The organism is Chitinophaga sp., from assembly GCF_039596155.1.
GTDB lineage: Bacteria > Bacteroidota > Bacteroidia > Chitinophagales > Chitinophagaceae > Chitinophaga.
The window spans coordinates 94,619-121,132 of record NZ_JBCNKF010000008.1; the positions used below are offsets into that span (position 1 = coordinate 94,619).

The 26,514-nt window shown below is 46.6% G+C and carries 18 protein-coding genes and 1 tRNA gene; 5 read left to right on the top strand and 14 right to left on the bottom strand.

The window, feature by feature from the left end:
- Positions 1 to 260: 260 nt before the first annotated feature.
- From ABDW33_RS10105 to ABDW33_RS10130, 6 genes are all read right to left on the bottom strand, one after another.
- Positions 261 to 584 (bottom strand): DUF1398 family protein, encoded by a 324-nt coding sequence (locus tag ABDW33_RS10105; RefSeq protein ID WP_343689938.1) that lies wholly within the window; start codon positions 582 to 584, stop codon positions 261 to 263.
- Positions 585 to 644: 60 nt separating this feature from the next.
- Positions 645 to 1,718, bottom strand: coding sequence for a helix-turn-helix transcriptional regulator (locus ABDW33_RS10110; RefSeq protein WP_343689939.1), 1,074 nt, complete (start codon positions 1,716 to 1,718; stop codon positions 645 to 647).
- 326 nt (positions 1,719 to 2,044) lie between these two features.
- Positions 2,045 to 2,449 (bottom strand): hypothetical protein, encoded by a 405-nt coding sequence (locus ABDW33_RS10115; protein WP_343689940.1) that lies wholly within the window; start codon positions 2,447 to 2,449, stop codon positions 2,045 to 2,047.
- 269 nt (positions 2,450 to 2,718) lie between these two features.
- On the bottom strand, positions 2,719 to 3,033 hold the full coding sequence (locus ABDW33_RS10120; protein ID WP_343689941.1) for a YHS domain-containing protein: 315 nt from the start codon (positions 3,031 to 3,033) through the stop codon (positions 2,719 to 2,721).
- 9 nt (positions 3,034 to 3,042) lie between these two features.
- Positions 3,043 to 3,261 carry a hypothetical protein gene (locus tag ABDW33_RS10125; protein WP_343689942.1) on the bottom strand — a complete coding sequence of 73 codons (219 nt, stop codon included), beginning with the start codon at positions 3,259 to 3,261 and terminating at the stop codon, positions 3,043 to 3,045.
- A 261-nt stretch (positions 3,262 to 3,522) separates the two neighbouring features.
- Positions 3,523 to 5,580 (bottom strand): M13 family metallopeptidase, encoded by a 2,058-nt coding sequence (locus ABDW33_RS10130; RefSeq protein ID WP_343689943.1) that lies wholly within the window; start codon positions 5,578 to 5,580, stop codon positions 3,523 to 3,525.
- A 133-nt stretch (positions 5,581 to 5,713) separates the two neighbouring features.
- Between ABDW33_RS10130 and ABDW33_RS10135 the strand changes: the two genes are divergently transcribed.
- Both ABDW33_RS10135 and ABDW33_RS10140 read left to right on the top strand, forming a co-directional pair.
- Positions 5,714 to 6,217: a hypothetical protein gene (locus tag ABDW33_RS10135; RefSeq protein ID WP_343689944.1), complete on the top strand. Its 504-nt coding sequence runs from the start codon at positions 5,714 to 5,716 to the stop codon at positions 6,215 to 6,217.
- Between the two features lie 18 nt (positions 6,218 to 6,235).
- A complete protein-coding gene (locus ABDW33_RS10140; RefSeq protein ID WP_343689945.1) occupies positions 6,236 to 7,495 on the top strand; it encodes a replication-associated recombination protein A in 1,260 nt (419 codons plus the stop codon).
- Positions 7,496 to 7,632: 137 nt separating this feature from the next.
- Here ABDW33_RS10140 and pbpC read toward each other — a convergent pair whose 3' ends face one another.
- Positions 7,633 to 9,996: a penicillin-binding protein 1C gene (gene pbpC / locus ABDW33_RS10145; RefSeq protein ID WP_343689946.1), complete on the bottom strand. Its 2,364-nt coding sequence runs from the start codon at positions 9,994 to 9,996 to the stop codon at positions 7,633 to 7,635.
- A gap of 189 nt (positions 9,997 to 10,185) precedes the next feature.
- Entirely contained in the window at positions 10,186 to 15,765 is a 5,580-nt protein-coding gene (locus ABDW33_RS10150) for an MG2 domain-containing protein (protein ID WP_343689947.1), read from the bottom strand.
- Between the two features lie 508 nt (positions 15,766 to 16,273).
- Here ABDW33_RS10150 and ABDW33_RS10155 point away from each other — a divergent pair.
- The gene (locus tag ABDW33_RS10155) at positions 16,274 to 16,720 is read left to right on the top strand and encodes a GNAT family N-acetyltransferase (RefSeq protein WP_343689948.1); all 447 of its coding nucleotides are present in this window, start codon (positions 16,274 to 16,276) and stop codon (positions 16,718 to 16,720) included.
- Positions 16,721 to 16,901: 181 nt separating this feature from the next.
- Here the strand turns inward: ABDW33_RS10155 and ABDW33_RS10160 are convergent, their stop codons facing one another.
- The 5 genes from ABDW33_RS10160 to ABDW33_RS10180 form a co-directional block, all read right to left on the bottom strand.
- A complete protein-coding gene (locus tag ABDW33_RS10160; protein WP_343689949.1) occupies positions 16,902 to 17,783 on the bottom strand; it encodes a DUF6048 family protein in 882 nt (293 codons plus the stop codon).
- Positions 17,749 to 18,225, bottom strand: a complete 477-nt coding sequence (locus ABDW33_RS10165) for a DUF6452 family protein (protein WP_343689950.1) — start codon at positions 18,223 to 18,225, stop codon at positions 17,749 to 17,751. The genes ABDW33_RS10160 and ABDW33_RS10165 overlap by 35 nt, the downstream gene beginning before the upstream one ends.
- Positions 18,226 to 18,509: 284 nt before the next feature.
- Complete coding sequence (gene uvrA, locus ABDW33_RS10170; protein WP_343689951.1) at positions 18,510 to 21,386, bottom strand: excinuclease ABC subunit UvrA; 2,877 nt, start codon at positions 21,384 to 21,386, stop codon at positions 18,510 to 18,512.
- A gap of 571 nt (positions 21,387 to 21,957) precedes the next feature.
- Positions 21,958 to 23,220: a beta-ketoacyl-ACP synthase II gene (fabF, locus tag ABDW33_RS10175; protein WP_343689952.1), complete on the bottom strand. Its 1,263-nt coding sequence runs from the start codon at positions 23,218 to 23,220 to the stop codon at positions 21,958 to 21,960.
- 285 nt (positions 23,221 to 23,505) lie between these two features.
- On the bottom strand, positions 23,506 to 24,588 hold the full coding sequence (locus ABDW33_RS10180; protein WP_343689953.1) for a fatty acid desaturase: 1,083 nt from the start codon (positions 24,586 to 24,588) through the stop codon (positions 23,506 to 23,508).
- 195 nt (positions 24,589 to 24,783) lie between these two features.
- Here ABDW33_RS10180 and ABDW33_RS10185 point away from each other — a divergent pair.
- Positions 24,784 to 24,872: transfer RNA gene (locus ABDW33_RS10185), tRNA-Ser, on the top strand.
- A gap of 77 nt (positions 24,873 to 24,949) precedes the next feature.
- Here ABDW33_RS10185 and ABDW33_RS10190 read toward each other — a convergent pair.
- Positions 24,950 to 25,618: a transposase gene (locus tag ABDW33_RS10190; protein ID WP_343689954.1), complete on the bottom strand. Its 669-nt coding sequence runs from the start codon at positions 25,616 to 25,618 to the stop codon at positions 24,950 to 24,952.
- 303 nt (positions 25,619 to 25,921) lie between these two features.
- Between ABDW33_RS10190 and ABDW33_RS10195 the strand changes: the two genes are divergently transcribed.
- A complete protein-coding gene (locus ABDW33_RS10195; RefSeq protein WP_343689955.1) occupies positions 25,922 to 26,407 on the top strand; it encodes a hypothetical protein in 486 nt (161 codons plus the stop codon).
- Positions 26,408 to 26,514 lie beyond the last annotated feature (107 nt).

The window sequence follows — 26,514 nt, forward strand, 5'->3', positions numbered from 1 at the left end:
AAACAGCCGAAAAAGAAATATGAATAAAATGAAAAAACCGTCCCGGTTTTTAGTCACCCTGGACGGTCTCACCAAATTGGTCGAGTTCGGCATAAAACTAATAACGCTTTGGAAGATTTTTTTCTGAGGCGTTCACAAGGTCAGGTGTTCACAGCACCTGGCTTTTTAGTTTATACAAATATAAATCAATTTCTTTATTCCGGTATCCTCTCCTCCACCATCATCCCTCCATTCACATCAAAATCCGTACACTTCATCTGTCACATACTCACCACCCACTTCTCCACCCCAGTCTCCGCACACATCCTGCAAAACCCCATATAATCACTCTTTCCTTCCTGATGCTCCCTCAACCCCTCCTTAAACTCCTCCAAACTACTCACTTTTTTTACCTCTAAAAAACCGTACTTCTCCTCAGAAATAACCGTCTCCCCATGCTCACTATAATACCCCGTATGCCCATCTGATACATACGTCTCAAACCCAACGACTCCTAACCCCTTCAGATCCCTGATAAACTGTGGGAAATCAGCTCCCGATTTTACCTTTGCATGTGCATTTTTAATCTCTTGTAATGTAAACATCTGTCTAAGTATTTATGCAAAGATCCATTTCACCACCTACCCCCGATTGTAAAAAATCGTTTATTTGAACTCCTCCGGTGTCTTCCCCGTAAACTGCTTAAAGTCTTTTATAAAATGTGCCTGATCAAAAAATCCATATTCGTAACAGATCTCTGTTAATGACCTGGCGTTTCCCAATCCCTCCAGCACCGCATTAAACCGTACAATCGACGCAAATTTCTTCGAAGAACTCCCTACTACTTTTCTAAATCGCTTCTCAAACGCACTCTGACTGATAAACAACTGGTCCTGCAACGTCTTTATCTTTATCATCCCCTTTGCAGCATAGATCCTGCGCACCGCTTCTACAATCAACCGGTCTATTTCCACCTCTCTCAATAACGATAAAAAGAACCTGTTCATCACTTCAATCCGTCCTGCATCATTCTCCGCCAATACAAGCCTTTCTTCGGCTTCTCTTACCTTAGATAAGGGAAATATATTATCTACTCCCACGCTCTGGTTAAACAACTCATTTGCCGGACAGGATGTAAAATGCATTAACCCAATCTCCGTAAAGTATACCAATACTGTCCCGATATCAGGAGAATTTCTAAAAACCTTTGATGTATTTGTTAACCCGGTTATCCCGGAGGTAGATAATGGCGTGACAAAGGACGTGATAAGACGAGCATCTCCCACCTGCGCATGCGTGGGGTCGGGTTCCGGACCTTCGGATGGGGCACTTCCAATCCCAAACGGCGCATACATGTTGCCAGGTCCTGCATCTTCAGATTGAGCACTTCCAATCCCGGCATGCCCAGACCTGGTATCTCCCGATTGAGAGCTCCCGATCTTAGCCTGCCTGCACCCGGAATCTCCTGATTGAGCGCGCCCGATCTCAGCCTGCCTACACCCGGAATCTCCCGATTGTGCGCGCCTGATCTCAGCCTGCCTAACCTGCGCCGTAGTACCTGGGTAATGCCCAGTCCCGGAACCCCTGACCTCCGCCAGGGTTCCCCTGTACTGGAACCCAATCACCAAACTTGTAGAAGGAAAAACTGTATACTCGCCAGCCTGCGTGTTCTCTGCGATCACATAATGCTTTATATAAGGAGCAAGGGCGGCTGATGGAGAAACCTTGTCAAATCTCATATATGTCGCTACAACTAATTGTTAATACGTTGGTAATCCTCTGGTAACACTGTCATAATATTAACTACCGAACTTCAGGTTAATAATCTGAACGTAAGCGTAGATTTTCATAAGCTGTTTAACTGACCGTCCCGGGAATTATCCCGGGATGTTTCTTTTAAAAACCCGGAATGACTTGCTGCATGAGAAAGGAAGGATCGTTATTGCTGTAAGTGTTAGAACATCTGATCTATTGCTGAAGGCTTATATTCCTTGCCAGGTTGAGAAGGTTATTGATGTGCATCCCGAAGCTATTTAACCATATACGGCTTGTCCGGTTAAGGAGGCTATTCATTCACTTTTACAAACTGCTTACTCGTATACCCTTTATTCACTGCTTTCAACCAATCATCTACCCGTATTGTAGAATCACTCGTGCGCTCTACCTCCAGGTACTGTGACAGTGAATCTGTACTGATAATCAACTTCACCTTACTTCCATCTGCAATCACCTTATAAGTGCCCTTCGTGTGCCACCCCTTGGTTGAATAAGTCACCAGCCCGTTCCCATCAAAAGAATACGTCACGGAATCCCCGATCGCCACTGCCTGCCAGGTGGTATCAGGCAGCTTTCTGCTGGCGGCCAGTTCCCAGGAACCAGTCACATCGATAGAAGGCGTTGCCTCCGTATCATTTTTCTCACAGCTGCAGAATAACATGAGTAGCAGCAGCCACGTAAATATAGATCTCATGCGCACGTTTTTGTATGATCAATTAGAACGCGAAATACTATAAGAAGTTACATCAGGTTGGAGACGAAAAAAGGCGGCTGGTCGATTCGGAAATGTTAAAGCCTGATTGTCAATCAGTGCGTTATGCTCAAAAATGCTTATGTACCTCAAAGGAGTGGACCTGCAATCAAAGTCCATCCCATGATCTTCAAAAGGGGCTTATTACATCTCACTCCGCCGGAAATAATTCCCAACGTTGCTAGAACTAAAACTAGTTGATATGTGGATCCTTACAGACCCAGCTTAGCGGCAAATTTCTCCGGATTCTTATCGAATACCCTTTTACAGGTTGGAGAACAAAAATGCACTGTATCTTTCTTATAAACGCTAAATTCATGGAACATAGTATCATAAGGCATGCCACATACCGGATCACCCATTTTCCCGGCGATTGGCTGTAAAGCTGTCGTATCCTCTGCTGGACGAGTGACAGTACTCATCGCTGAGTCTGCCTTTGCGGCAGCTTTTTCACTGGAATGCTGGTTGCAGGCGAAGAATGCACCTGCTGCTAACGTGGCAAATACTATGGAAAGCGTCTTTTTCATCAAATGTGATTAATTTTCTTTTGTAATACGCAACACTAATATGCGGAAGTAAAGTTTCAGTACCATAGCCAGCACAAATGCGCCCATGATAGCTGCTGATAAAATCAAACCCTTGGCAGTCAGGGCCAGACCTGCAAATGCAGGAAGGTAAGGTAAGGCGAGTACGATCAGTGCCAGGATAAAGATGTTGCGTAATTCCGTGCGGTATTGTCTGAAGATGCCTGTCATATGGATCTTTTTTACATCTGGTGAAAGGATACACAAATTTACATAAAAAAGAGGTTGTAGCATAAATAAATGAAACCGCTTCCTTACCATAAATGAAAACCTGCTGCCAGCAGGGATGTCAATCACAAGAAGGATGTTTGTCGGGTGTTTTTTACCTGAAATGCTCATTGATACCTCCCAGCTTTTTACATTCAGTTGAATAAAAAAGGCGTGTATCTAAGCCAGATACACGCCCTTTATTTTATCTCATTCAATATTATTTTACCAGATCACTACTCTCGCAGTATCTGCCAGTACCATTTTACCACCAGTACATCCAAATGCCGCACTGAATTCTTTCAAATGCGCCAATGGTCCGTCAATACGACTGCTGGCCGGAGAGTGAGGATCTGTCTGCACCTGATTGCGCAGGGCTGCCTCTGTACTGTTGCCATGCCATACCTGCGCCCAACCCAGGAAGAAACGCTGCTGCCAGGTAAAGCCATCAATTTTTGCAGGTGCCGGCTTGCCTTTCAGTGATTTCTCCAGTGCATGGTAAGCCAGTGTCAGACCACCCAGGTCCGCAATGTTCTCACCAATTGTCAGCGCACCGTTAATATGGAAACCAGGCAACACCTCGATACCATTGAAGTAGCGGATATACCTGTTGGCCAGGGTCATGAAGTTCTTACGATCTTCAGGTGTCCACCAGTTAGTCAGGTTACCCTCTGCATCAAATTGTGAACCCTGGTCATCAAAGCCATGGGTAAATTCATGCCCGATTACCGCAATGATACCACCATAGTTGATTGCATCATCAGCGTCCGCATTGAAGAATGGAGGTTGCAGGATACCTGCCGGGAACACCACCTCGTTGTTCAGCGGATTGTAATACGCATTTACGGTCTGCGGGGTCATTTCCCACTCTGATTTATCCACCGGCTTACCGATCTTGTCGATCTCTTCCTTGTGTCTGTAGTTGGTAGCTGACACAACATTCTCGATCAGCGTACCCGGTTTTATCTCAATGCTGGAATAATCTTTCCATTTATCAGGATAACCAATTTTATAAGTAAAGGATTTGAGCTTCTTATGCGCCATTTCCTTGGTCGCAGGGCTCATCCAGTTCAGGCTATCGATCCTTTCGCCATATACTGCGCGAACGTTTTCGATCATTTCAGATACTTTCTGCTTGGAACTTTCCGGGAAATACTGTTTTACGAACAGTTTACCCAGCGGATAACCCATTATTGCGTCAGTTGCACGGATGGAACGCTCCATACGAGGTTTCTGCGCTTTGGTACCACGCATAACGGTTGCGAAGAAATGGAAGTTCTCCTGGTCAATTGCCTTAGGCAGGTAACCCGCAAAGTTGGACAGGGTCTGCCAGCGGGCATATGTTTTCAGGGTTTCCAGCGGAGTGGCTTTTACCAGTTTCGCTGAGTTAGTAACATAAGCCTTATTTTCCAGGATGATGGTATCGGTTTTCACCTGCTGTACATCTGCATAACCCTGCCAGTCAAATTCCGGCGCCAGTTTTTTCAGCTCTGCAAAAGCTACTTTATTGTAAGTAGCCACCGGGTCACGGAGCTGTACATTAGTCAATTGCAGTTTGGCCAGTTTAGTTTCGAAGTCCAGGATGGTCTTACCCGGGTTCGGATCTTTGAAACCTGCCTGTTCGAACTGTTTATCCACATGCTTTACGAATTCATCGCGTACTGCTTTAGTCGCGCTGTCTGTTCTTTCGTAATAGCTTTTTTCACCAAGGCTCAGTCCGCCCTGGTTCTCGTATACCGCATTCATCTTACTGTTGCGGGAGTCAGCGCCAATATAGAAACCAGCCACTGTGCTGATACCCAGGTTCTGGAGTTCTCCCGATACTTTCGTCCAGTCTTCCAGGGTCTGGATGGCATTAATCTTATCCAGGTATGGCTGTAATGGCGTAATACCCAGTTTTTCGATAGTTGCGGTGTCATAGAAAGAGCGGTAGAAATCAGAGATCTGTTGCTCCTCAGTACCTTTTTTCAGGTCTTTTTTGCTGGCCAGATCCAGGATAATGCCTTTCAATCTTACCTCTTTGTTCTGTTTATCAAGAACATTGAAAGCGCCCCAACGGCTTTCTGTAGAAGGAACCGGGTTCTTCTTCTTCCAGTTGCCGTTCACATAATTGTCAAAATCGTCGCAGGGATTTACTGTACTGTCAATGGAACTCACGTCAAACGCGGGAATTTTTAATGTGTCCTTGGTTGTCCCCGCCTGCTCTGTTGTAGTGCTGTTGTTGCAGGCAGACCATGAGATGGCAGCCAACAACGATAGTTGTAAAGCGTAAATGCTCTTCATAAAATAAACAGGTTTAGTATTTAAAGATAGCTAAATCAAGGATTGTGAAAGAAATGGATTTTTACAGATGGCGGTTTTTATCTTGCTAAAAGCGAAGATTTAGTAGGTTTGTACCTCGATAAACCGGAGATCAATGACTTTTAAGTTTAAATTATTCAGGGGACTGACTGCTATCAACATCATGTTCTCGACCTTCTTTCTGATGGGTCTTATTATTCTGCTGTTCACCACTGGTAGCATACAGGTACTTTCGTTTGGCATCTTGCTGGGAGCAATATTAATTCATGCTATATTATCACTTCATTTGCAAAAAGCGCTGCTAGACAGTAATATGGTATTGAAAGAGAGCACTCCAGGCGGTATCCGCATCATTGGCGGTATCTGCATCTTTGTGGGTGGATATATGGCCCTGTCTGGGTTTTCACTGTTCGTAATGCTCAGAACAGGGAACCTGGGACCATTGGAAGACATGATGAAACAGTTCCCTGCCGATCAGCAGGCAGCTATGACAGCCATGCTCAAGCCTATGGCTACCTTCTTCCTGATCATTGGAGCAATAATTGTTACCAATGTAGTGCTCTCCTACACTTTCCTGAAAGAGTGGAAGAACAGGAAGGACGAGGAGCCTTTATTTTAACCCGTTCAAATCTTTTATATGGAACCATTAGCAGAGCGGTTACGGCCTCAGACACTCGACGAGCTGGTGGGACAGGAACACCTGACCGGAAAAGATAGCATTTTACGCAAAGCCATTACACAGGGCAAGATCCCTTCCATGATTCTGTGGGGACCTCCCGGCGTGGGTAAAACGACTATTGCCAACATTATTGCACATACCCTGGAAGTGCCTTTTTATACCCTCAGTGCTATTGCTGCCGGTGTAAAAGAAGTACGCGAAGTGATTGAGATAGCCCGCAGACAGGGATATGCGGTATTATTCATTGACGAGATTCATCGTTTCAATAAAAGCCAGCAGGATGCCTTGCTGGGTGCTGTGGAGAAAGGGATCATTACCCTGATCGGTGCTACTACCGAAAATCCCAGTTTTGAAGTAAATGCGGCCTTGCTGAGCAGAAGCCAGGTGTATGTACTGAAGCCATTGAGTGAAGAACAACTTCTGCAGCTGTTGCAACAGGCTATGGAAAAGGATGAGTGGCTGGGAAGCAGACAGATTGAGCTGAAGGAAACACGCGCCCTGTTCAATATCTCCGGTGGAGATGCCCGCAAACTGTTGAACTTATTCGAGCTGGTGGTGAATACCCTGCAGCAGGAATCGCCTATCGTGATCACCGATCAAAAGGTGATGGATATTGCCCAACAGCGGGTAGCTATCTATGATAAGTCTGGCGAACAGCATTATGATATCATCTCGGCATTTATTAAATCTATCAGGGGGAGTGATCCAAACGCCGCAGTATATTATCTCGCCAGGATGATTGAAGGTGGAGAAGATGTAAAGTTCATTGCAAGAAGATTGCTCATATCTGCTTCTGAAGATATCGGCAATGCGAATCCCAATGCCTTGTTGTTAGCTACAAGTTGCTTTCAGGCAGTGACGATGATCGGGTATCCTGAAGCAAGGATTATTTTATCGCAGTGTACTACTTACCTGGCCTCATCGCCGAAGAGTAATGCTTCTTACACGGCGATCAACAATGCCTTGTCTGTTGTGAATAAAACGGGTGATTTGCCGGTGCCGATGAATATCAGGAATGCACCTACAAAGATGATGAAAGAAATGGGGTACAACAAAGGATATGAATACTCCCATGATTACGAAGGGAACTTCTCCCCACAGGAATATCTGCCGGAGCAGATCAAAGGATTGAAGTTGTATGATCCGGGAAAGAATCCGAGGGAAGATGAGCTGAGAAAACACCTGAGAAGCTTGTGGAAAGAAAAATATGGATATTAAAAAAAGCCGGTTCGTAAAAGAACCGGCTTTTTTTATGACGCACTCACATTTTCTGAGAGACTCATTTTTTATGAAAATTTTATCCAAACGTTCCATGTTGTGAAAATACCCTTTATCCAACCCGCTTTTAGGAATACCTACTTCTCCTTTTCCTTCGCCAGTATCTCAAATGGCACATGGATCTCCGTGCCCGTTTCATCCACTAATGTCAGCATATGTTTCCCCGCTGCCGGGTGCATCGCCATCTGATGAAACTCTTCTGTGGTGCCAATAAAGTTATTATCCAGGTGCCAGAATATCTTCGCTTTCGTATCTCTGTGTGTGGCTGTAAACACCGTCTCTCCAGGCATTCCATCGATCTCTATCGGCACATAAATCCGCGCATTTGGTCTTGGATAGATCACTTCCATTGTGGGCTTGTCGGCAGACAATGTTGCAATACAATCAGGCCGGTATGGCGGCAGCGCTGCATAATTATGTTTGGTACGATAATAAAACTCCATGGCTGGTGGCAATACGAACCAGGGTACATGCTGCATAAGAGATGGCGATTCACAATTGGCGGTTACGCGGTATTGCCCTGTATGATCCAGGTGTATCAACTGGTGATAAGGGCACACGCCAGAACGTAATCCATTCACCGGTACCCACAGCGAATCCTTGTCCGGGCAAAGTTCGCTGGCTCTGTAGCCACTCTGCTTACACACTTCTACTTTTCTCAGTTTATTGTAAGGTGTTGCAAACCAGCCGCTAGTATGCAATAACCTGAATACGTCGAACATAACCGGTGCTGCTGTTGCTACGCCCAGTAGCCCTGGTCTTCCTTCACCATCCGCGTTACCCACCCATACACCTACTACATACTGTGGTGTGACGCCTATTGCCCAGCCATCTCTGAAACCAAAAGAGGTGCCTGTTTTCCACGCTATTCGCTGCGACGAAGAGAACTGTTGCCAGAGCATTTCTTCACCAGGTCTCATCACTTCTTCCATTGCCTGAAATGTATACCAGATGGCACCTGCATCCAACACTCCAAAGTTTGTCAGTGCGTGTTCCGATGGCCTTTTCATACCATGGATATAGTTAGGGGCATGTATGTCATCTGCATCGTACTTACCATTGTATTGATCTAAATGCAACAATGTGCGCGCCATACTGGCGTACATGCCTGACATCTCCCAGAGATTCGTTTCTCCGCCACCTAAGATCAGCGACAATCCATAGTGATCTGCCGGCTGCCGCAACGTAGTGATACCCATTTTTTTCAGCAGGGCATGAAAGCGTTCATAGCGGTATTGCTGTAGCATACGTACTGCGGGAATATTCAGTGACCTTGCCAATGCCCTGCTGGCAGGTACCGCACCATCATAGCCCAGGTCAAAGTTCTGCGGTGTATATCCTGCGATCTGCGTGGGAATATCAGGTACTAAACTATGTGGCAGCAACATGCCATCTGTCATCATTGCTGCATACAATACTGGTTTCAGTGTACTTCCCGGACTGCGCGGACTCTGAATAATATCCACATGGCTTTCCATATCAGGGTCTTCCGGGTGATAGATGTTGCCAACATATGCCAGTGTATTTCCTGTCTCTACATCCAGTACTATTGCAGCGGCATTGTTGATACCATTCGCTTTATAAATATTATGATAACGTTCTACAATGTTCGATACATTTCTTTGCAGGTCTGCTTCCAGTGTGGTGGTGATGCGGGTAGTGCCGGTACGGTAGTCTTTACGAAACCGGTCTAACAAGTGAGGTGCATCCTGAGGCAGTGCCTGTGGCTGATCTGGCAAGGGTTCCAGTTTAGAGAGTGCACAGGTTATACTGTCAATGGTTTCGTTCTTCCACAGCCTGTTTAACAACTGGTTTCTTTTCGTTAATAAGATCTGCCGGTTACGCCCCGGGTGTACCAGTGCCGGGCTATTCGGTAGTACTGCCAATGCCGCTGTTTCACCCCAGGAAAGCTGTTCTGCACTACGACCATAATACCGCCAGGAGGCGGCTTCCAATCCTACTACGTTGCCTCCAAACGGGGCGTTCCCTGCATATAACTGTAAGATGCTTTTTTTAGAATAAGAGAATTCAAGCCGGGTTGCCAATATGGCTTCAATCATCTTTTGGAATATAGTACGGGGCTTATTGCGCGAAAGGCGGATCACCTGCATAGAAAGCGTGCTGCCGCCGCTGATTACCGTGCGGTGTTGTAAGTTCTGTTTAATAGCACGTGCCAGGGCAATGATATCTACCCCCCAATGGTAATGAAAGCGCTTGTCTTCATAGGCAATAATGCATCGGGCAAATTTTTCAGGTACAGGTTTGTCAACGGGGAAGCGCCATTGTCCATCAGTGGCGATGGTGGCGCTCAGTAATCTGCCGTTACTATCTTCAATGACAAAAGATGTGGGTGCCGTAAATAAACGGGAAGGGAGACAAAAGATATAAATGATTAATAAGATGGCGGAAATAAGCCACCATTTTCGCTTACGGAACCACATAGTCATTTCTTTATAGCCTGCCGCAGGCCATCATTCTCGCGGCAAAAAAGGATGTGTCAAAAATGAAAATACATCCTGTGAATTTGTACAAATGATACCTGTTCCAGTCAGGTATCTGAATAAAATGAGCCTGTATCTTTCGTTTCGATACAGGCTCATTTTATTGTACGGATGTAAATGTAGTCATTTTTACTTAGTACTTATATCTACCCACTTACCTGGCAGGAAGGCCTGTATGGTATTATCATACATTGCCTCACAATTCACAGCCGGCAGGTAATAGTGCCCTAAGTAGGCTGCATTCAGCAACACATTGTAAGTATGTGTTTTATTTTCTTCCAGGTTGAAGTAAGTGTACACCCTGTCATCGCGGATATCTATGTAAGTAAACGGTGAGTTGTGGAATGCACTGTCACTTTCCATGAGACGGGTATTGATCACCTCCCATCCACTTGGGAAGATCTGTGTCAATGCCATCTGCTCGTAATAGCCGCGTTTACCTGGATTGGTGATCTTCACTGTTGCCATGAAGTCTGTACCCTGCCGCAGGTTCGTTACATCCAGCGGATGTCCTTCGCGGGTACTGTAGGTCACTGTCAGTCCCAATACTTCAGGATTGTTAGGCACGGTAGGTTCCTGGCCTGCATCCGGACGACCTTGTAAGATCAGTCTTGCATAGAGGATATTACCACCTGTGTTCTGCACATTTACATTCCCCTGAGCACTGTTGAATGTAACAGGCACCTGTGTGATGTAAGAAGTGGCATTTACGTTGGCAGTCTTGCCGTTCAGGCGATATGTGAAGGTTGCTTTTGCACCACTCTTATTGGTACCACAGAATTTCGCAATGGCAATTAAAGTATATGCTGTTGTCTGTGTGCTGTAATAATCATCTTTTGACATATCAGCCGCCAGTTCTTTCACCAGTGCATTGGCACGGGCTGTCTGGCCTAAGATAGTCAGTGTTTCCAGTATCATAGCCTTATCACGGGTATCAGAGCCAAAGGTACCGCCTAATTGTTTATACGGTTTAACACTGGTAGGCAGGTTCCTGATCAGCATGTTGGATACTTCCGGCTGACCAGCAAGTTTGTATGCAGCTGCGAGTCTCCATTTCGCTGCGTCAGACAGGTATGCAAATTCTTTCAGCCGGTTCATCGCGCCTAATTCAGGTACTTTCGCCAGCGCAAGCAGATACAGGCGATAGGCCTGGGTGAGGTCACCACCATAGAAGTTCGTGCTGCGAGGTGTCCAGGAAGCAGCTTTGTTACGCTGGTATTTCTTCCATTGGTCCAGCATGCTTGCAGGCAGTTCATAGCCTCTGGCCTGTGCTTCCAGCAGGAAGTGACCTGCATAGTTAGTGCCCCATTCATCTGCTTCAGCATTACCTGGCCAGTAAGCCAAACCGCCATCAGAGGTCTGGAATCCTTTCAGTCTGTTAATCGCTGCTTTCACATTGTGATCAGCGTTGGCAGCTTCACTACTCTTCAGGTCTACCAGCTGGTTCAGTACCAGTTGGGGGAAGGCGGCGGAAGTGGTTTGTTCAACACAGCCATGGGGATATTGTACCAGGTAATTGAGACGCTTAGCCAGGTTCATAGGTGGCACGGTAGAGATTTCCAGCACGCCGGTATTTGTACCTGCCATACCTGCTGGTTTGTAGTCAGCACTCCAGCTCTGGCCACCCGCTATCGTTCCATCCTGAACAGTGGTGATCACAGGATTCGGGTTGCGCACTTCCAGTTCGGTTTGTTCTTCCGCTTTTGCCGCGCCGCTGGTAGCGGTTACTTTTACTTTGGCAACGCCTACTGCTGCTTTTACTTTCACATCGAAGTAAACCAGTTGTTCACCAGGTTGATTGAAAGTAACGGTCTTGGTGCTTTCACCCACAACTTCCAGCAGGGAGCTGGTCACCAGGGTAACTTTTGCAGACCTGATATTATTTTCCAGGCCAAATACGGTTACCGGCAATTGTATCGTCTCTGAAGGACCTAATACGCGTGGCAGTGAGGTGAGCAGCATCAATGGTTTCTTTACGGCAACTGTTTTTTCAGCAGCACCGTAAGCGCCATCCTGACCTGCTACTACCATGGCTTTCACGGAACCAATATATGGCGGTAGTTTAAAGTTGTGAGTTTTCTTTTCACCACCTTTCAGGGTGAAAGGACCCATGTATAATACCACTGGTTTGAAACGGTTTGCTTTTGCAGCACCTGCGTTTCTGTTCAGACCTTCGTCACCACCAATACTGAGAATGCGTTCCATATCGCCACCATAAGCGCCGATCACATAGTCGAAGATATCCCAGGTCTTTACACCGAGGGCTTCTCTTGCATAGAATGCGCTATGTGGATCAGGTGTTTTGAAGCGGGTCAGATCCAGCAGTCCTTCATCAACGATTGCGATGGTATAGGTCATGGATTTGCCTTTGGCTTCAGAAACGGTGATGCTGGCGTTCTGCTCAGGCTCCAGTTTGTCGGCCATGGTGATCACCGGATTGAGGATGGTATTCGCATCTTCGATTGTGAGCGGTATTACGCCATACATACGGATAGGCAGGTCGTTCACTGTTTGTGCATGTGGTTGTAGCAGACTTACATTCACGTATATATTAGGCGCCATAGATTTATCAGCCTTGAAGCTAAAGGTCGTCTGCCCTTTTTTGGTGTTCACCCAGAAGGATTTCAGCACCCTGCTACCAGATTCAATGCTGATGAGACCTCGTCCACCTTCACTGCTTGGGATTGTGAGGTTGATGTCTTCACCTACATTATACTTGCTCTTGTCAGACGTGAATACGAGCATAGATGCTTCGGACGGGTTGTCTTTCTGCACTCTTTCATACCAGCCCGGGTAGTCAATGTATACAGCTTTACCGGTGGTATGGCCGCTCTTCAGGTCCTTCACTCTTACGAGGTAACGGCCCCAGTCAGGAGAATTTACCCGGAGGTCCCAGGAGCCTTTACCATTATTCAGGTTAATAGTTTCTTTCTTCAGCAGCTGGTTATAGCTATCCTGTGTGAAGTTGGTAAATTCATTTTCGCCATCTTCATCCCACCACCAGCGCCAGCGAACTTTATACAATTCTACCTGTACGCTGCTGGAGCCACGAACCAGGTTACCGTTATTATCAACATTTATAATGTCGATGGGGTGAGACTGGTCGGTGAGCAGCATGCCCGTGGTACGATCACCTTCCGGCATGCGGATACCTGCATAGGTAGAGAATGGATTGTAGGGCATAGAGAAGTGGTCGATGCTAAAGTCGCCACCTGGCTCAAATACCTTGATTTCGAAATTAGCCTTCAGCTGACCTGGAGCGGGCTTGCCCAGTGGCAGATTTACTTTTACAGGGGCGGTACCGTTTTCACTCAATGAGCTTTCGAAGATGGTTTTATCTTCTGCATCAAAGTGTGTGACAGGGTCGTCGAAGGTATAGTTGGCGAAGCTCTTGAAGCTGGTAGTTTGTTGTGTGAGAGACACGTCTACTTTTGCTTTCAGGTGCTGGGCAGTGGCGCCGAACAGCCATTGTGCGCTCAGTGTACCTTCAGAAGCATCGTCTTTGGACAGGGTGGTTCTGGCGCCGAAGTCCAGTTTTACTTTCAGCCTGTTAGGCTTTACAGTTTCGATGCGCAGATTTTTAGTAAAGAGGGCGCCGCCTACTTTCACTTTCGCGGTCCAGTTACCCGTAATGTCGTCAGGGTTGGTAGCGGTGATGAAGTTGTAGAAGCCATTGACAGACTGCAGGGAATTGATCCTTTTGTACAGCTGGCCTTTGGGGTTGTAGAGTTCCAGTGTCACAGGGTGATCTGCCGGCAGTTTCTGTTGTTTATCTTCCAGGATGAAGGTCAGGTACAGGGTATCGCCTGGGCGCCAGACACCGCGTTCGCCGTAGAGGAAGCCTTTGATACCACTTTGAACTTCTTCACCTTTTACGTCGAAGCGGCTCAGCGGCAGGGAGTTTCCATCGTCCAGTTTCAGGTAGCCTCTTTCATCACCTTTTTTTGCGACCAGCAGGTAAGGTCTGCGTTTGAGGTCGAAGGTGGCTAAGCCGTCGCCATCGCTTTTGGTTTTGAAGATCACCTGGTTCTGGTAGTCGAGCAGTTCGAGTTCCACGCCCATCAGCGGTTTGGTATCGCGGATGTCGGTAACGGCAATGAGCATGCTGTTGTCATTGCCTCTCTTGGCAGTCAGACCGATATTGGAGGAGAACACGTTGCGGCTGGCCCATTTATCTTTGTTATAATAAGAGTTAGAGCAGGCGTCGTCGCGGGTTTCCCAGTTATAACCATATGGATAGTAGCTATCATAGCGGGACCAGAAGTCATCATCTTCGTCGATCTTTTCGCCGTAGCTATCACCGTAATATTCTTCTTCGGATTGTTCATCTGCTTTTTTCGTATCATCTTCTTTGGCTGCACAACCCATGAGGGAATATGCTTTACGGAAGCCGATGGTTACGCGGTAGATCGCTCCTGGTTCGGTACGGATCAGTTTGTCCATATCGAGGTAGAAGCGGTTACGTTTATGCAGGTTGAGTGATTTATCGGTATCGAGCCGGATGGTTTTTTCAACTACCGGGCGGCCTACGCGACGCAGGTCCTGCGTACCATTCAGGTCATTCCTTTGCAGGTATTGAGGAATGTTGTTCTCGTATATTTTGATAATGGTCACATCAACGGCGCTGAGGTTCACCGCTTCGAAGGGGAACACCAGTTTATTGCTTTCCGGGAGTATCACCCCTTTGCCGGGGATAGATACGGAAGGCTGGATATTTTCGAAATTGATATTGGCGGAGAAGCTTTGTAGTAGTTTGTCGTCGTAGGTGTTGAGGATGCCTTCGTTGATGACAACGGAGAAATTACCTTCAAGCCGTTTAGGTGTAAATACCTTTACTTCACTGCCTTCGATGGTATAGCGCAGGTCGCTGATGCCGCTGATACCGATAAGGCCATCGAGGTTCTGGGCTACGCTGATAGGATCGGAGAATTGAACGAGCACATATTGTTCCGGATCGACGATCGCTTTTACATCGAGAACTTTGAATTCGCCGATGGCAGGGATTTCGACTTGTTTTTTGCCGGCAGTGCCTACTTTGATAGGAGCGCCGTCCCAGGCGATGTCGAGGTTATATCCATCGGCACCGCGGGTAATATTTTCGATGGTGAATTTGGATGTTCTTTCGGCAGCGTTGTGTTCCCATTTGATAGAGAATGATTTGCTACCTGCCTGGGCAGTGACTATTTTTTCGATCTGTTGAGGGTCTTCGGCATCGGCGGTGACGATGGCGCCGGTGTAGACCATTTTTTCGCGGGAGATGGTGCTGGCTGTTTTCAGGCCGAACTCCTGGAACTCATACGAAGGTGGCATGACACGGAACTCGAAGTCGAAGGAGCGAAGGGCTTTCTCGACTTTCAGTACTTTTCCTAGTTTGAAAGTAGCGGTGTAGGTTTTTCCGGGAGTCAGGTTGGCATCCGGACGAAACTCAACGGTGGTGGCATCTACCCAGTAGGCTTTACCCTTGATGGAGGGGCTGAAATCGAAGAGTTCTTCGCTGACAGGTTCATTCTGGGTGTGGGTGACGTTGACGTTACTGGTGAGCTGTACCCTGATAGTACTTTGTTTGGAAATTACACCGGCGGTATAGGCTTCGATGTATTTTGCCAGTTCAGGGTTCATGGCTTTCCTGGATTGTTTGCAGGCTGAAAAACATGACAATAACAGACAGAAAATACCAGTAAGTATGGCAATGTTTCTTTTGGGATGCATGTGGATATGCTGGTTTAAGATCTAAAGGTATGTTAAAATATATTTTAAAAACTAATATGGTGGAGCGGGGGTTGGGTTACATCCGTTTACGAGCACATACAGGTTACATTTAGTCCTCCCCTTTTCCTGCCTTGGATCTTCGTAGCCATTGGGTTAGGAAGATAGCTATCAGTTCGATGAACTTGTACAATGTATCAGCTGCATGATCGTTTGTTACTGACAAGGCTCGTCAAAGATAAGGAAAGGAGTGGCTTTAAACCAGTTCAATTGTTAATAAGTTTGATTGTGTTTGAGTTTGGGTGGTTGAGGTGTGTGGGTGGGGAGAAAAATGGGGATTGAGTGGTTGGGTGGCTAAGTGCTCCTCTTTTTGGGATTGGCTGGTTGGGGTATGTAGCGGGGGCATTGGGGTATTTTCGTACAGGCGGGGGGTAGGGATATGACGGGCAATGGACTGAGTATTTAAAAATAGGCCCTTGTTACTTGCTGTCCAGCTGTTAAATTTGTTAGTATGATACAATGGTTTACTAAGTCCTTCGGGGAGTTAACAAATGAAGAGTTGTATGCCATCATGCAGATCCGGTTCAATGTGTTTATCATTGAGCAGAATTGTATGGCGGAAGACCTGGATGATTATGACCAGCAGGCGTTGCACCTGTTTGGGGTAGATGAGGAAGGGAAAGTGGTGGCATATACCCGGATTTTCGGTCCGGGAAAGAAATATGAAGAGGCGGCATTTGGCAGGGTACTAACGGCGAAGTCGGTACGTGGACAAGGTGCGGGGAAGGAGTTGATGAAGCGTACATTGGCGGCGATAGAAGCGCATTTTGGTAAGGTGCCGGTGAAGATCAGTGCGCAGTCGTATTTGCTGAAGTTTTATGGCGAGTTAGGTTTTCAGCAGGTAAGTGAGGAGTATGATGATCATGGGTTGCCACATATAGATATGATCCGGCCATAAAGTGGCTATACATCATTGCCTTGTAGAAAAGGGAGGTGTCATTACTAAGTGAGCTTCCCGGGAGTTATATAAAAGACACCAGGTAACTGAATTTAAAAGCCCGTATCTGTACTAAGATACGGGCTTTTTTTGCTGAAAATGGTTTCATTTCTGTTGGGAAATGCCCGCTTTCCTGCATGTATTATTTCTTTTGATCTCTTGGTACATGTACTTTCACTTTGTACAGTGGTAGCAGGTAGGAGATGGTATAAGTCATGTCGAACTGGGAATTTTTGGTACCGCTGCCATATCCTGGTATCACGATAGGTGGGTGTGAGGCGGGAGCACCATTATGTATCATGATTTTTTCTCTTACACCCCATCCCAGGAAGAGGTTTTTGGCGGCTTCCACTCTCAGGCCGAAAACCAGTTCGATCCAGTGGGAGGTGACGGTTGTTTTTGGATAACTACCTTCGACAGTCGCATCCCAGTAATTATTTGTCATGCGGTAATGCGGAATTTGGTAGGTATTACGTGCAATACCATACCGGATGCCACCATAGAGCATATTCTGTTCAGTGGTTTCCTTCTTTTTCATCAGGTCATAGTCGATACCGATCGTGCTGTAGATACCATTTCCTTTGTAGGAATAGGTGGAGTCTGTGCTATGGGAGGTACGGTTCCAGCCTGTTTCGATAGCGCCGTAGATCTTTTGTCCGAGGCGGACATCTGCCTGTACGGTGATATCGGTTCTGTAGGGTTGGAAGTAGAGCAGGGCGAAACGACTGATGTCGAGGCCGATGCGGACGCCGCCGTTTGAGAGGTAGGTGCTGTCTGCAATTTTAGCTACCACCGGTTTCCCTTTGAGGGCGGCGGAATCTTTGGCAGATTTTGCTTTCAGGCCGGTGGTGTCTTTGGGAGCGATTGGTTTAAAGGCGGTGGCCTTCATTTTTGTGCCCGTATTTGACGACGCCTGATGAGTTGTATCCTTTACAGGCGCCGGGATTGTATCCTTCTTCACCTGTGCCTGTGCGGCGACCGCAGCCAGGCTAATAAATAAAGTATAAAGAAACGTTCGTAGCATTATCACTTGTTACCTCCCGGTTATTTATATGTAAAGAGTCAATTGTATGGTAGGTGCAGATTACGGTATCCAATGTGGAAAAAGTAGCGAATCCACAGCCTGGCGAAACAAAGTGTGGGGTGCGTGTATACCTGAAGGTCAGGGTATCTGCCACGGCGGCGGAGTCCAGTTTCAGGTAGAAACGGCTGGAATCTTTCAGGGGGTCGAGCGCGAAATATACACTGGATCTGGCTTGCTGGCTGATAATGGTATCCTTGTCAAGGGCACACAGGGTCACTTTGGGCCAGGTGGTATCTTTATTAATGTACCCATTCAACGAGTCTTTTTTAAAGTTAATACCAAGGTCTGCGAGCAAGGTTTGGTCACAGGTCTTGGTCTCATCCTCACAAGCCGCAAATACTGCCAGGAGTAGGAGGGCTATAATGCCGGGAATATATTTCATGCCTATTGGTTATAACAATTCTGGAGGCGAAGATAATGACTTGTAGGGTAGAATCTGTTTCCAGGAAAAAGAAAAAAGCCCTAAAAAATCGCTTTTGCCTATGGGAAAAACGACTTTTTAGGGCTAAAAATTTTAGTTTTCTGGTGGTAAGAAATGTCGGTCAGGAACCGGACTTTACTTTTGAGACAGGTTGAAACCTGTGAGGTTTTTAGCTTGTGGCAGTAATAGAATAATCTTAAAACTGTTATTACACTTTGAAAAAGGGAACAGTTGACGATTGATTACTACCCTTTCAACTCCTGTTTCAGGAACCTTGCTGTATGACTCTCCTTACATTCACTTACCTGTTCAGGTGTACCTGTACATAGAATCGTACCTCCACCAGCACCGCCTTCCGGACCCAGATCAATAATATGATCTGCCATCTTGATCACATCGAGGTTATGCTCGATTACCAGCACGGTATTTCCCCTGTCCACCAGTTTATTCAAAACGTTCAGTAACAGCTGTATATCCTGAAAATGCAAACCTGTCGTAGGTTCATCTAAGATATATATTGTTTTCCCGGTATCTTTCTTTGACAATTCAGTGGCCAGTTTCACACGTTGGGCCTCTCCGCCTGACAATGTCACTGCTGATTGTCCCAATGTGATATAACCCAGTCCTACATCCTGTAAGGTCTTGATCTTCCGGTAGATATAAGTAACGGGCTGAAAGAATTCCACTGCTTCATCCACAGTCATATCCAGCACATCGGAGATAGATTTGCCTTTGTACCTGATTTCGAGTGTTTCGCGATTATACCTGCGGCCATTACATTTCTCACAGTGTACGTATACGTCGGGGAGGAAGTTCATTTCTATGACTCTCATCCCTCCTCCTTCACAAACATCACAGCGACCACTTTTCACATTGAAGGAGAAACGGCCGGCGTTATATCCCCTGATCTTCGCCTCAGGCACTTGTGAGAACAGGGTACGGATATCTGTGAAGAATCCGCAATAGGTAGCCGGGTTGCTGCGTGGAGTACGACCAATCGGGGACTGGTCGATCTCGATTACTTTGTCTATATTTTCCAGGCCCTTGATGCTCTTATAAGGCATAGGGTCTTGTTTGGAATCGTAGGCGTGCTGACTCAGGATGGGGTATAGCGTTTCATTGATGAGGGTAGACTTACCGCTACCAGATACGCCAGTCACACAGATGAAGGTACCCAGCGGGAATTTCGCACTCACATTTTTCAGGTTATTGCCGGTAGCGCCTTTCAGTTCCAGTGATTTCCCGTTGCCCTTTCGTCGTTCGGCAGGAAGGGTACCTGCAGCTTTGCCGTTTAGATAGCCGGCAGTTGGGGTATTGAGTTTCAGGATCTGGCTGGGAGTGCCCTGGGCAATGATGCGGCCTCCATGTACACCGGCTCCCGGGCCAACGTCAATGAGGTGATCGGCATGGAGCATGATATCTTTATCGTGTTCCACCACGATGACGGTATTGCCCATTTCGCGCAGGTTGCGGAGGGCATCGATCAGCTGCATGTTATCACGCTGGTGCAACCCGATACTAGGTTCATCCAGGATGTAGGTGATACCCATGAGTTGGGAGCCGATCTGGGTAGCGAGGCGGATACGCTGACTTTCGCCACCGCTCAGCGTGCGGGTAGCGCGGTTGAGGGTGAGGTAGGTCAGGCCTACATTGAGCAGGAACCCTAGTCTTTCCCTGATTTCTTTGAGGATGTCTTTGGCGATGGTATTTTGTTTCTTATCCAGTCGCTTTTCGATGTCTTTGAACCAGATGGCCAGTTTATCCAGGTCCATGTTCCCCAGTTCGGAGATATTCTTTTCATCTACCTTGAAGAAGAGGCTTTCCTTTTTGAGGCGGGAGCCATTACATTCAGGGCAGGTATGTAGTTTCATGAAGCTTTCGGCCCAGTTACGTACAGCGTCGGAGGAGGTGTCGTTGAAGTAACGGCGAACGGTGTTGATCACTCCTTCGAAATCTGCGTTGTACCCGTTTTCCCCGTTTTCACTGAACTCCATATCCATTTCCAGGCTACCATTTTCATCTCCAAACAGCAGGAGGTTCAATGTTTTCTGTGGCAGGTTGCCGATAGGAGCGGTGAGGGAGAATTTATTCTTTTTGGCGAGTTGCTGCACCTGTTTGAAGGTGTAGGTATCCCTGGCTTCACCGAGTGGAGCGAGGCCTCCGTCATTGATAGAGACGTTGGGATCCGGGATCACGGCGTCCATATCTATCTGGTAAATGGTGCCCAGTCCTTTACAACGGGGGCAGGCGCCATAGGGAGAGTTGAAGGAGAAGGTGTTGGGAGATGGCTCTTCGTAAGAGAGGCCGGTATCCTCACACATGAGTTGTTTGGAGTACTGGCTGACCTTATTGGTGTCATTGTCCATGATGAAGAGCAGGCCTTTCCCCATCTGCAGGGCTTTTTGGATGCTCTGGCTGATGCGGGTACGGGCATCGTCCTGCACTTGTACTCTGTCTACCACGAGTTCGATGTCGTGGATTTTGTAGCGGTCCACCTGCATTCTTTCTTTGAGGTCCAGGATTTCTCCATTTACGCGGACTTTGAGGTAGCCTTGTTTACGGAGCTGTTCAAAGAGTTCGCGGTAGTGACCTTTACGTCCACGAATGAGTGGGGCGAGGATGACGAGTTTCTTTTTCGGGTAGTTCTTAAATACGTGGTCCATGATCTCTTCTTCGGAGAAGCGGGTCATGCGTTTACCGGTATTATAGGAGTATGCGATACCTACGCGGGCATAGAGCAGGCGGAGGAAGTCATAAATTTCGGTGATGGTCCCTACGGTAGAGCGGGGATTTTTGTTGGTGGTTTTTTGTTCGATGGAGATCACTGGCGACAAGCCTGTGATTTTGTCAACATCGGGGCGTTCCATATCCCCTATGAACTGGCGGGCGTAGGCAGAAAAGCTTTCCATGTAGCGGCGTTGCCCTTCTGCGTAGATGGTATCGAATGCCAGGGAGGATTTTCCGCTGCCACTGATGCCAGTGATGACTACCAGTTTGTTTTTAGGTAATGTGAGGTCCAGGTTTTTGAGATTGTGAACCCGGGCGCCAAACACAGCTATTTGATCATCTGCCGTTGCCGGTGTGAGGACCGGCGTCGATGCATTCTCTTTCTTCTTGGCCATATTTGATTTGCGAGTATCCATGGGTCATTTTGAAGGGAACCATGGGTGTTTAATTTACTACTAAGCTACGTCATAATTTGCTGTTTTGCTAAAATTTTTAGTGAAGAGTTTGGAGATGGGGGGAGGAGGTAGTTGGAGTTCGGGTTGGAAATAGTAATAAAATAGCATTATAACGGTACTAGATTAGCACCATAAGGGCATCTCAATATCGGATGGATATAGAGGTGGTATTTTGGTGAGCTTTTGGTGGTATGTTGGTGTTGGGGATGTATTGGAATAGGGGAACAGTCGAAGAAGCGTCGAAGAAGCATCGAAGAAGCGTCGAACAACGGTCGAAGAACAGTCGAAGAGCAGTCGAACAACGGTCGAAGAATGAGCGAAGAACGGTCGAAGAATGAGCGAGGGACAGTCGGGGAAGTGTGCGAAGAACAGTCAGGGAAAGATCAGAGAGTGGTCGAAGTACAAACGAACGATGGTCAATTACAGGCGAATATTTCCCCAATGTTACATATGGTTATTAAAAAAGGCCGCATCTGGCAAGATGCAGCCTTTTAAATTATATATGCTTGAATTACGCTTTGTATTTCTTGAACACAACGATCGCATTGTGACCGCCGAAGCCAAAAGTATTACTCATAGCCACATTCACTTCGCGTTCCTGTGCTTTACCAATTGTCAGGTTCAGGTCAGTTGGGATACCTTCGCCGAGGTTAGTGGTATTGATGGTTGGCGGAACCAGGTTGTGCTGGGTTGCTTTGATACTGGCGATCGCTTCGATAGCGCCGGCAGCACCGAGCAGGTGACCAGTCATGGACTTGGTTGCACTGATGTTCAGTTTAGTCACGTGATCACCGAATACGCCCATGATACCTTTCAGTTCGCTGGCGTCACCGAGGGGAGTTGAAGTAGCGTGTGCGTTGATATAATCAACATCTTCAGGTTTCAGCTCTGCATCTTCCAATGCGCGGGTCATACCCAGGCGTGCACCCAGGCCTTCAGGGTGGGTAGCAGTCAGGTGATAAGCATCGGCAGACATGGCGCCACCTACCATTTCAGCGTAGATTTTCGCGCCTCTTGCTACAGCGTGTTCATATTCTTCGAGGATGATAGCACCGGCGCCTTCGCCCATTACGAAACCATCACGGTCAGCGTCGAAAGGACGGGAAGCAGTGGTAGGATCATCGTTACGGGTAGAAAGGGCTTTCAGTGCGTTGAAACCTGCGATACCTGCGCGGGTTACAGGTGCTTCAGAACCACCAGCTACGATTGCGTTGGCTTTACCCAGGCGGATAAAGTTGAAGGCGTCTACCAGTGCACTGCTGGAAGAAGCACACGCAGAAACTGTACAATAGTTCACGCCCATGAATCCATATTTCATGGAGATCTGACCGGCAGCGATGTCGGAGATCAGCTTGGGAATGAAGAAAGGATTGAACTTAGGAACGAAGTTAGCCTGAGCGAATTCCACGATCTGGTCTTCGAAGGTCTGCATACCACCGTTACCGGAAGCCCAGATTACACCGACCATTGTTTTGTCAATGCCTTCAGCATTCAGGCCGGCGTCTTCAACAGCTTCCTGAGCTGCCACCATTGCGTACTGGGTGAACATGTCCATTTTACGGGCATCTTTCTTATCCATGTACTTTTCTATGTCAAAACCTTTCAGTTCGCATGCGAATTTGGTTTTAAACTCTGTAGTGTCGAATCGTGTAATAGGACCGGCACCGCTGGTCCCTGTTTTAAGGCTGTTCCAGAAAGTGTTTACATCATTTCCGATAGGCGTCAAGGCCCCAAGCCCGGTAACCACAACCCTTTTTAACGTAACAGTGCGCATATTGCTTTGAACTTTAAAATCGAAAGTTAGAGCGCAAATTTAGGCACTTATTCTTATGATTACGCATAATCATAAGATTTATATAATATAAAGCGGAAAGAAAGACGGAAAGTTAGGCGTTAGGAGGCGCCGGATGGCCTCCCATATTGAGTTTGTCAGGAATGATTTGATAAAAATTTGTCAGGTGGGTGATGAATATCAGGCTGTTCAGGCCGGTATCGGGGTAGGATTTGTGGCCGGAATGATCACTTTTTGGATGTCTGGCAGGCAGTTTCCCTCCTACTTTCAGGCTGCCGCCACTCTGCCTGCGGGGTCGGCCGTCGCCAGGTCTATTTTCTTTGTCCGCTGTTGCAGGAAAGCCATGATCTCTTCATCCGAGCTAAACCTATTCCCGATATTGACAAAGTGTTTTGCCAGCAGGTCATACCTTTTGGTCATCAGCCACAACCACACATGCAGAAAATGGATGCCATCAAATACGATTGCTTCATTCTCAATATATTCATGCAGGGTTTTCCTGAAATAATCAGGGTGTTCGGTCCAGTGCATGCTGGGTTTAATATGATGACTGATGTGGTAGCCATCGTTCCAACACTTATGGTTATACTTGGTATTGATACAGGTAATACTGTTTTTGTAGGCATTATCCGGGTCTGAAGGACAAATAAAGGCATGTTGTGCCCAGTTGCCCAACATCATGATGATCCTTGAAATCACGAATGGCAGGATAAATACTACCAATGTAGCCGGGAAGTTGATAAAAGAGAGTCCTACACACATTAATATATATAGTATCTCCCCTCTCACTGAGCGTACCAATAGCTTTTTCCGGTTCTTTCTAATGAAGTACCGGGCGAGGTGTATAATACCTGCAAAGAAGAAACTGCCCAGGTACCGGCTAAACCCGCGGAATGAGTCCCGCTGAAAGGGCATGGTACAGCTGTCATCGTCTGGCATGTTGTTTTCAGGATGGTGCATGCCGATGTGGTGACTGTAGTATGTTTCAGGTGTCTGGCCAAAGAGGGGGCCGATCACCCAGGGGAGGTAATGATTGAGTAGCTGGTATTTTTTTACAAAGAATACCCGGTGACTGGTGCAATGGAGCATGAGGCCAAAGGGGCCTTTATACCTGAAATTGTTCAAAAAGGTAAATGCTATAGCTGCGGTCCACCATATCCAGCCTGATACAGGCAGGAATAAGAGGATGGCCAGTGGCAGCAGAGTGAGGGTGAGCTCGATGGTCAGGTAAAGAAATGGAAGGTCGCGCTCGTCACGGATCATCGATTTCAGGAATTTCCGGAATGCGGAATCTGGCTTGTCTGACTTTATGTAAACAGGGTCAGTAAGTATGTCAGTGAATACTTTCATTAGTTGTAGGTTTAAGTCGTTGGCGCAATCAGTTCGCAAATGGTCTTAACAAGTTAAAGTATTAATCCGGGATAAGAACAGGGGCTGGATAATTTGTGATTTTGATAACGGATGAAAAAAAATCTACTTTTTTTCAAATGCTTTTGGAGAATTAAGAATTATTATTATTTTTGCAACCCCTAACGGGGAAGTTTCGGTGAGATGCCTGAGTGGCCGAAAGGAACGGTTTGCTAAACCGTCGTACGGGTCAAACTGTACCGAGGGTTCGAATCCCTCTCTCACCGCAAGTAATTAGAAAGCTCACGCATAGCGTGGGCTTTTTTATTTATACTTACTATATGATGAACATCTCAAACTCCTCTCATCGCGTTTCTAAACGCTTTGATCTTCGCATTAAATGACTCTGCGGCTGCATTGGTAGCTCTGTTGTTGAAGAAGTTGAGAATGCCCGGATAATGATGTTGGATAATCCTGGCAAGGGTTTTAAACGATGGCAAACCTGCTTCCTCCACATCGTTGTACCATAATGCCAGCTTCTTGAATGCCTGTTCTTTACTCGTACAATGCGAAATACTTCTCCTAAACGTAATGATAACTGATATCCTTTATGGATGACAGGATATCTGGTGAACAATAGCTCTGCTCTTTGTCGCTGTTCGCGTGTCCAGGCTCCAGGGTGTTTAAATAACAGATAACGGCTTCGTGCCAGCAATCGTTTAGCGCTATCTCCATTAGGCAAAATATCAGGTTGATAAGCACGGCCTTGTCTTTTGGCCTGATCTATCGCGGTATTTTCTTCCTCCAACGCCTGCCAGCGATGAATGATACGGATTTCCTGTACGGCTTCAAATGCCAGTTTCTGTACATGAAATCTGTCTATTACACGATGAGCGTTAGGAAAGCATCTTTGCACTGTAGCGTTCATACTCGCGGCCATATCTAAGGTCACTTCCTCTACCAGTCTGCGTAATCGTTTCGGTATTTTCTTCAGGATTTCAGTTAGCTGATCTGCCTGCGTACCCCTGATCATCGCTATTGTTGAGCCTTTGCGCCCTTTGGCCTCCTTATTGGTAACAATGGTATAAAGTTCTCCGCTGGCAATTTAGGACACAATCCAAGGTTAACTGGGAAGAATACAATGCGACCTATTCCAGCAATGCATGTCAATAAGCATCCCAATCTTGTCCAAATCAGCCCCAAAAGGGTCGAAAGTTGTTGCCAGTTCTCCGCACTTTCCAGATTGGAAGGATTAAGCTGAATTTTGCTTAGTTCTTCCTTTTTTTGTTGGGTTATTCCAAGTTTGTCTTAGTTTCGATTCCACAATTTTGTTTAAATGTGGTCTCATAAAAACACCTATGCCATTGGAGGTCTTGAAAATGTAGGATATGCAGATAACTCTGATAACCTAATTGTATTATCCAGCCAGGGAAGAGGAGTTTTTAGCTGTGTAACAGGAGAGAAAATTGATAGGGATTCACTTGATTGGTGGTCGCAATTTGATGAATCGACAAGTGCCATCAGGGGATTTGGTTTATTAGCAGGTGCTATAATCAAAACAAGCGGGCTTTATGGTAAATATTTCCTACCAACGGAAACAAACGATGGATGGACCCTTATTAAACGAGAAAATGAGGTCGACGATCCTCCGTTTGAAAAATATCGCGTAACCAAAATTTTTCTTACTTCTCCTAACAACGAGAAAATCATTTTTATTTCGAAGGACGGGCCATGTGAATTAAGATCTTTTGGCTTTTCGCCTACTGGAAATTCGTTCGTTGTTGCATTAAGCTGCGAGCTTGCAATTTGGAGCAGAGACTGATAGGGGAATATATAAGCACCCCTGTTGTTATTTCTGACATAATCCGGCAATAACCAAACTGTTGCAAAAAAAAGGTCGAAAACTGTCCCCCTTGCCTCGCTAAGTAA

Coding starts and splice junctions, on each gene's coding strand:
- ABDW33_RS10165 (WP_343689950.1), bottom strand. CDS start 18,225: ATGAAATATATTCCCGGCATTATAGCCCTCCTACTCCTGGCAGTATTT.
- ABDW33_RS10120 (WP_343689941.1), bottom strand. CDS start 3,033: ATGAAAAAGACGCTTTCCATAGTATTTGCCACGTTAGCAGCAGGTGCA.
- ABDW33_RS10135 (WP_343689944.1), top strand. CDS start 5,714: ATGACTTTTAAGTTTAAATTATTCAGGGGACTGACTGCTATCAACATC.
- ABDW33_RS10155 (WP_343689948.1), top strand. CDS start 16,274: ATGATACAATGGTTTACTAAGTCCTTCGGGGAGTTAACAAATGAAGAG.
- ABDW33_RS10190 (WP_343689954.1), bottom strand. CDS start 25,618: ATGATCAGGGGTACGCAGGCAGATCAGCTAACTGAAATCCTGAAGAAA.
- ABDW33_RS10110 (WP_343689939.1), bottom strand. CDS start 1,718: ATGAGATTTGACAAGGTTTCTCCATCAGCCGCCCTTGCTCCTTATATA.
- fabF (WP_343689952.1), bottom strand. CDS start 23,220: ATGCGCACTGTTACGTTAAAAAGGGTTGTGGTTACCGGGCTTGGGGCC.
- ABDW33_RS10105 (WP_343689938.1), bottom strand. CDS start 584: ATGTTTACATTACAAGAGATTAAAAATGCACATGCAAAGGTAAAATCG.
- ABDW33_RS10160 (WP_343689949.1), bottom strand. CDS start 17,783: ATGCTACGAACGTTTCTTTATACTTTATTTATTAGCCTGGCTGCGGTC.
- ABDW33_RS10180 (WP_343689953.1), bottom strand. CDS start 24,588: ATGAAAGTATTCACTGACATACTTACTGACCCTGTTTACATAAAGTCA.
- ABDW33_RS10125 (WP_343689942.1), bottom strand. CDS start 3,261: ATGACAGGCATCTTCAGACAATACCGCACGGAATTACGCAACATCTTT.
- ABDW33_RS10195 (WP_343689955.1), top strand. CDS start 25,922: ATGTGGTCTCATAAAAACACCTATGCCATTGGAGGTCTTGAAAATGTA.
- uvrA (WP_343689951.1), bottom strand. CDS start 21,386: ATGGCCAAGAAGAAAGAGAATGCATCGACGCCGGTCCTCACACCGGCA.
- ABDW33_RS10140 (WP_343689945.1), top strand. CDS start 6,236: ATGGAACCATTAGCAGAGCGGTTACGGCCTCAGACACTCGACGAGCTG.
- ABDW33_RS10150 (WP_343689947.1), bottom strand. CDS start 15,765: ATGCATCCCAAAAGAAACATTGCCATACTTACTGGTATTTTCTGTCTG.
- ABDW33_RS10130 (WP_343689943.1), bottom strand. CDS start 5,580: ATGAAGAGCATTTACGCTTTACAACTATCGTTGTTGGCTGCCATCTCA.
- ABDW33_RS10115 (WP_343689940.1), bottom strand. CDS start 2,449: ATGAGATCTATATTTACGTGGCTGCTGCTACTCATGTTATTCTGCAGC.
- pbpC (WP_343689946.1), bottom strand. CDS start 9,996: ATGTGGTTCCGTAAGCGAAAATGGTGGCTTATTTCCGCCATCTTATTA.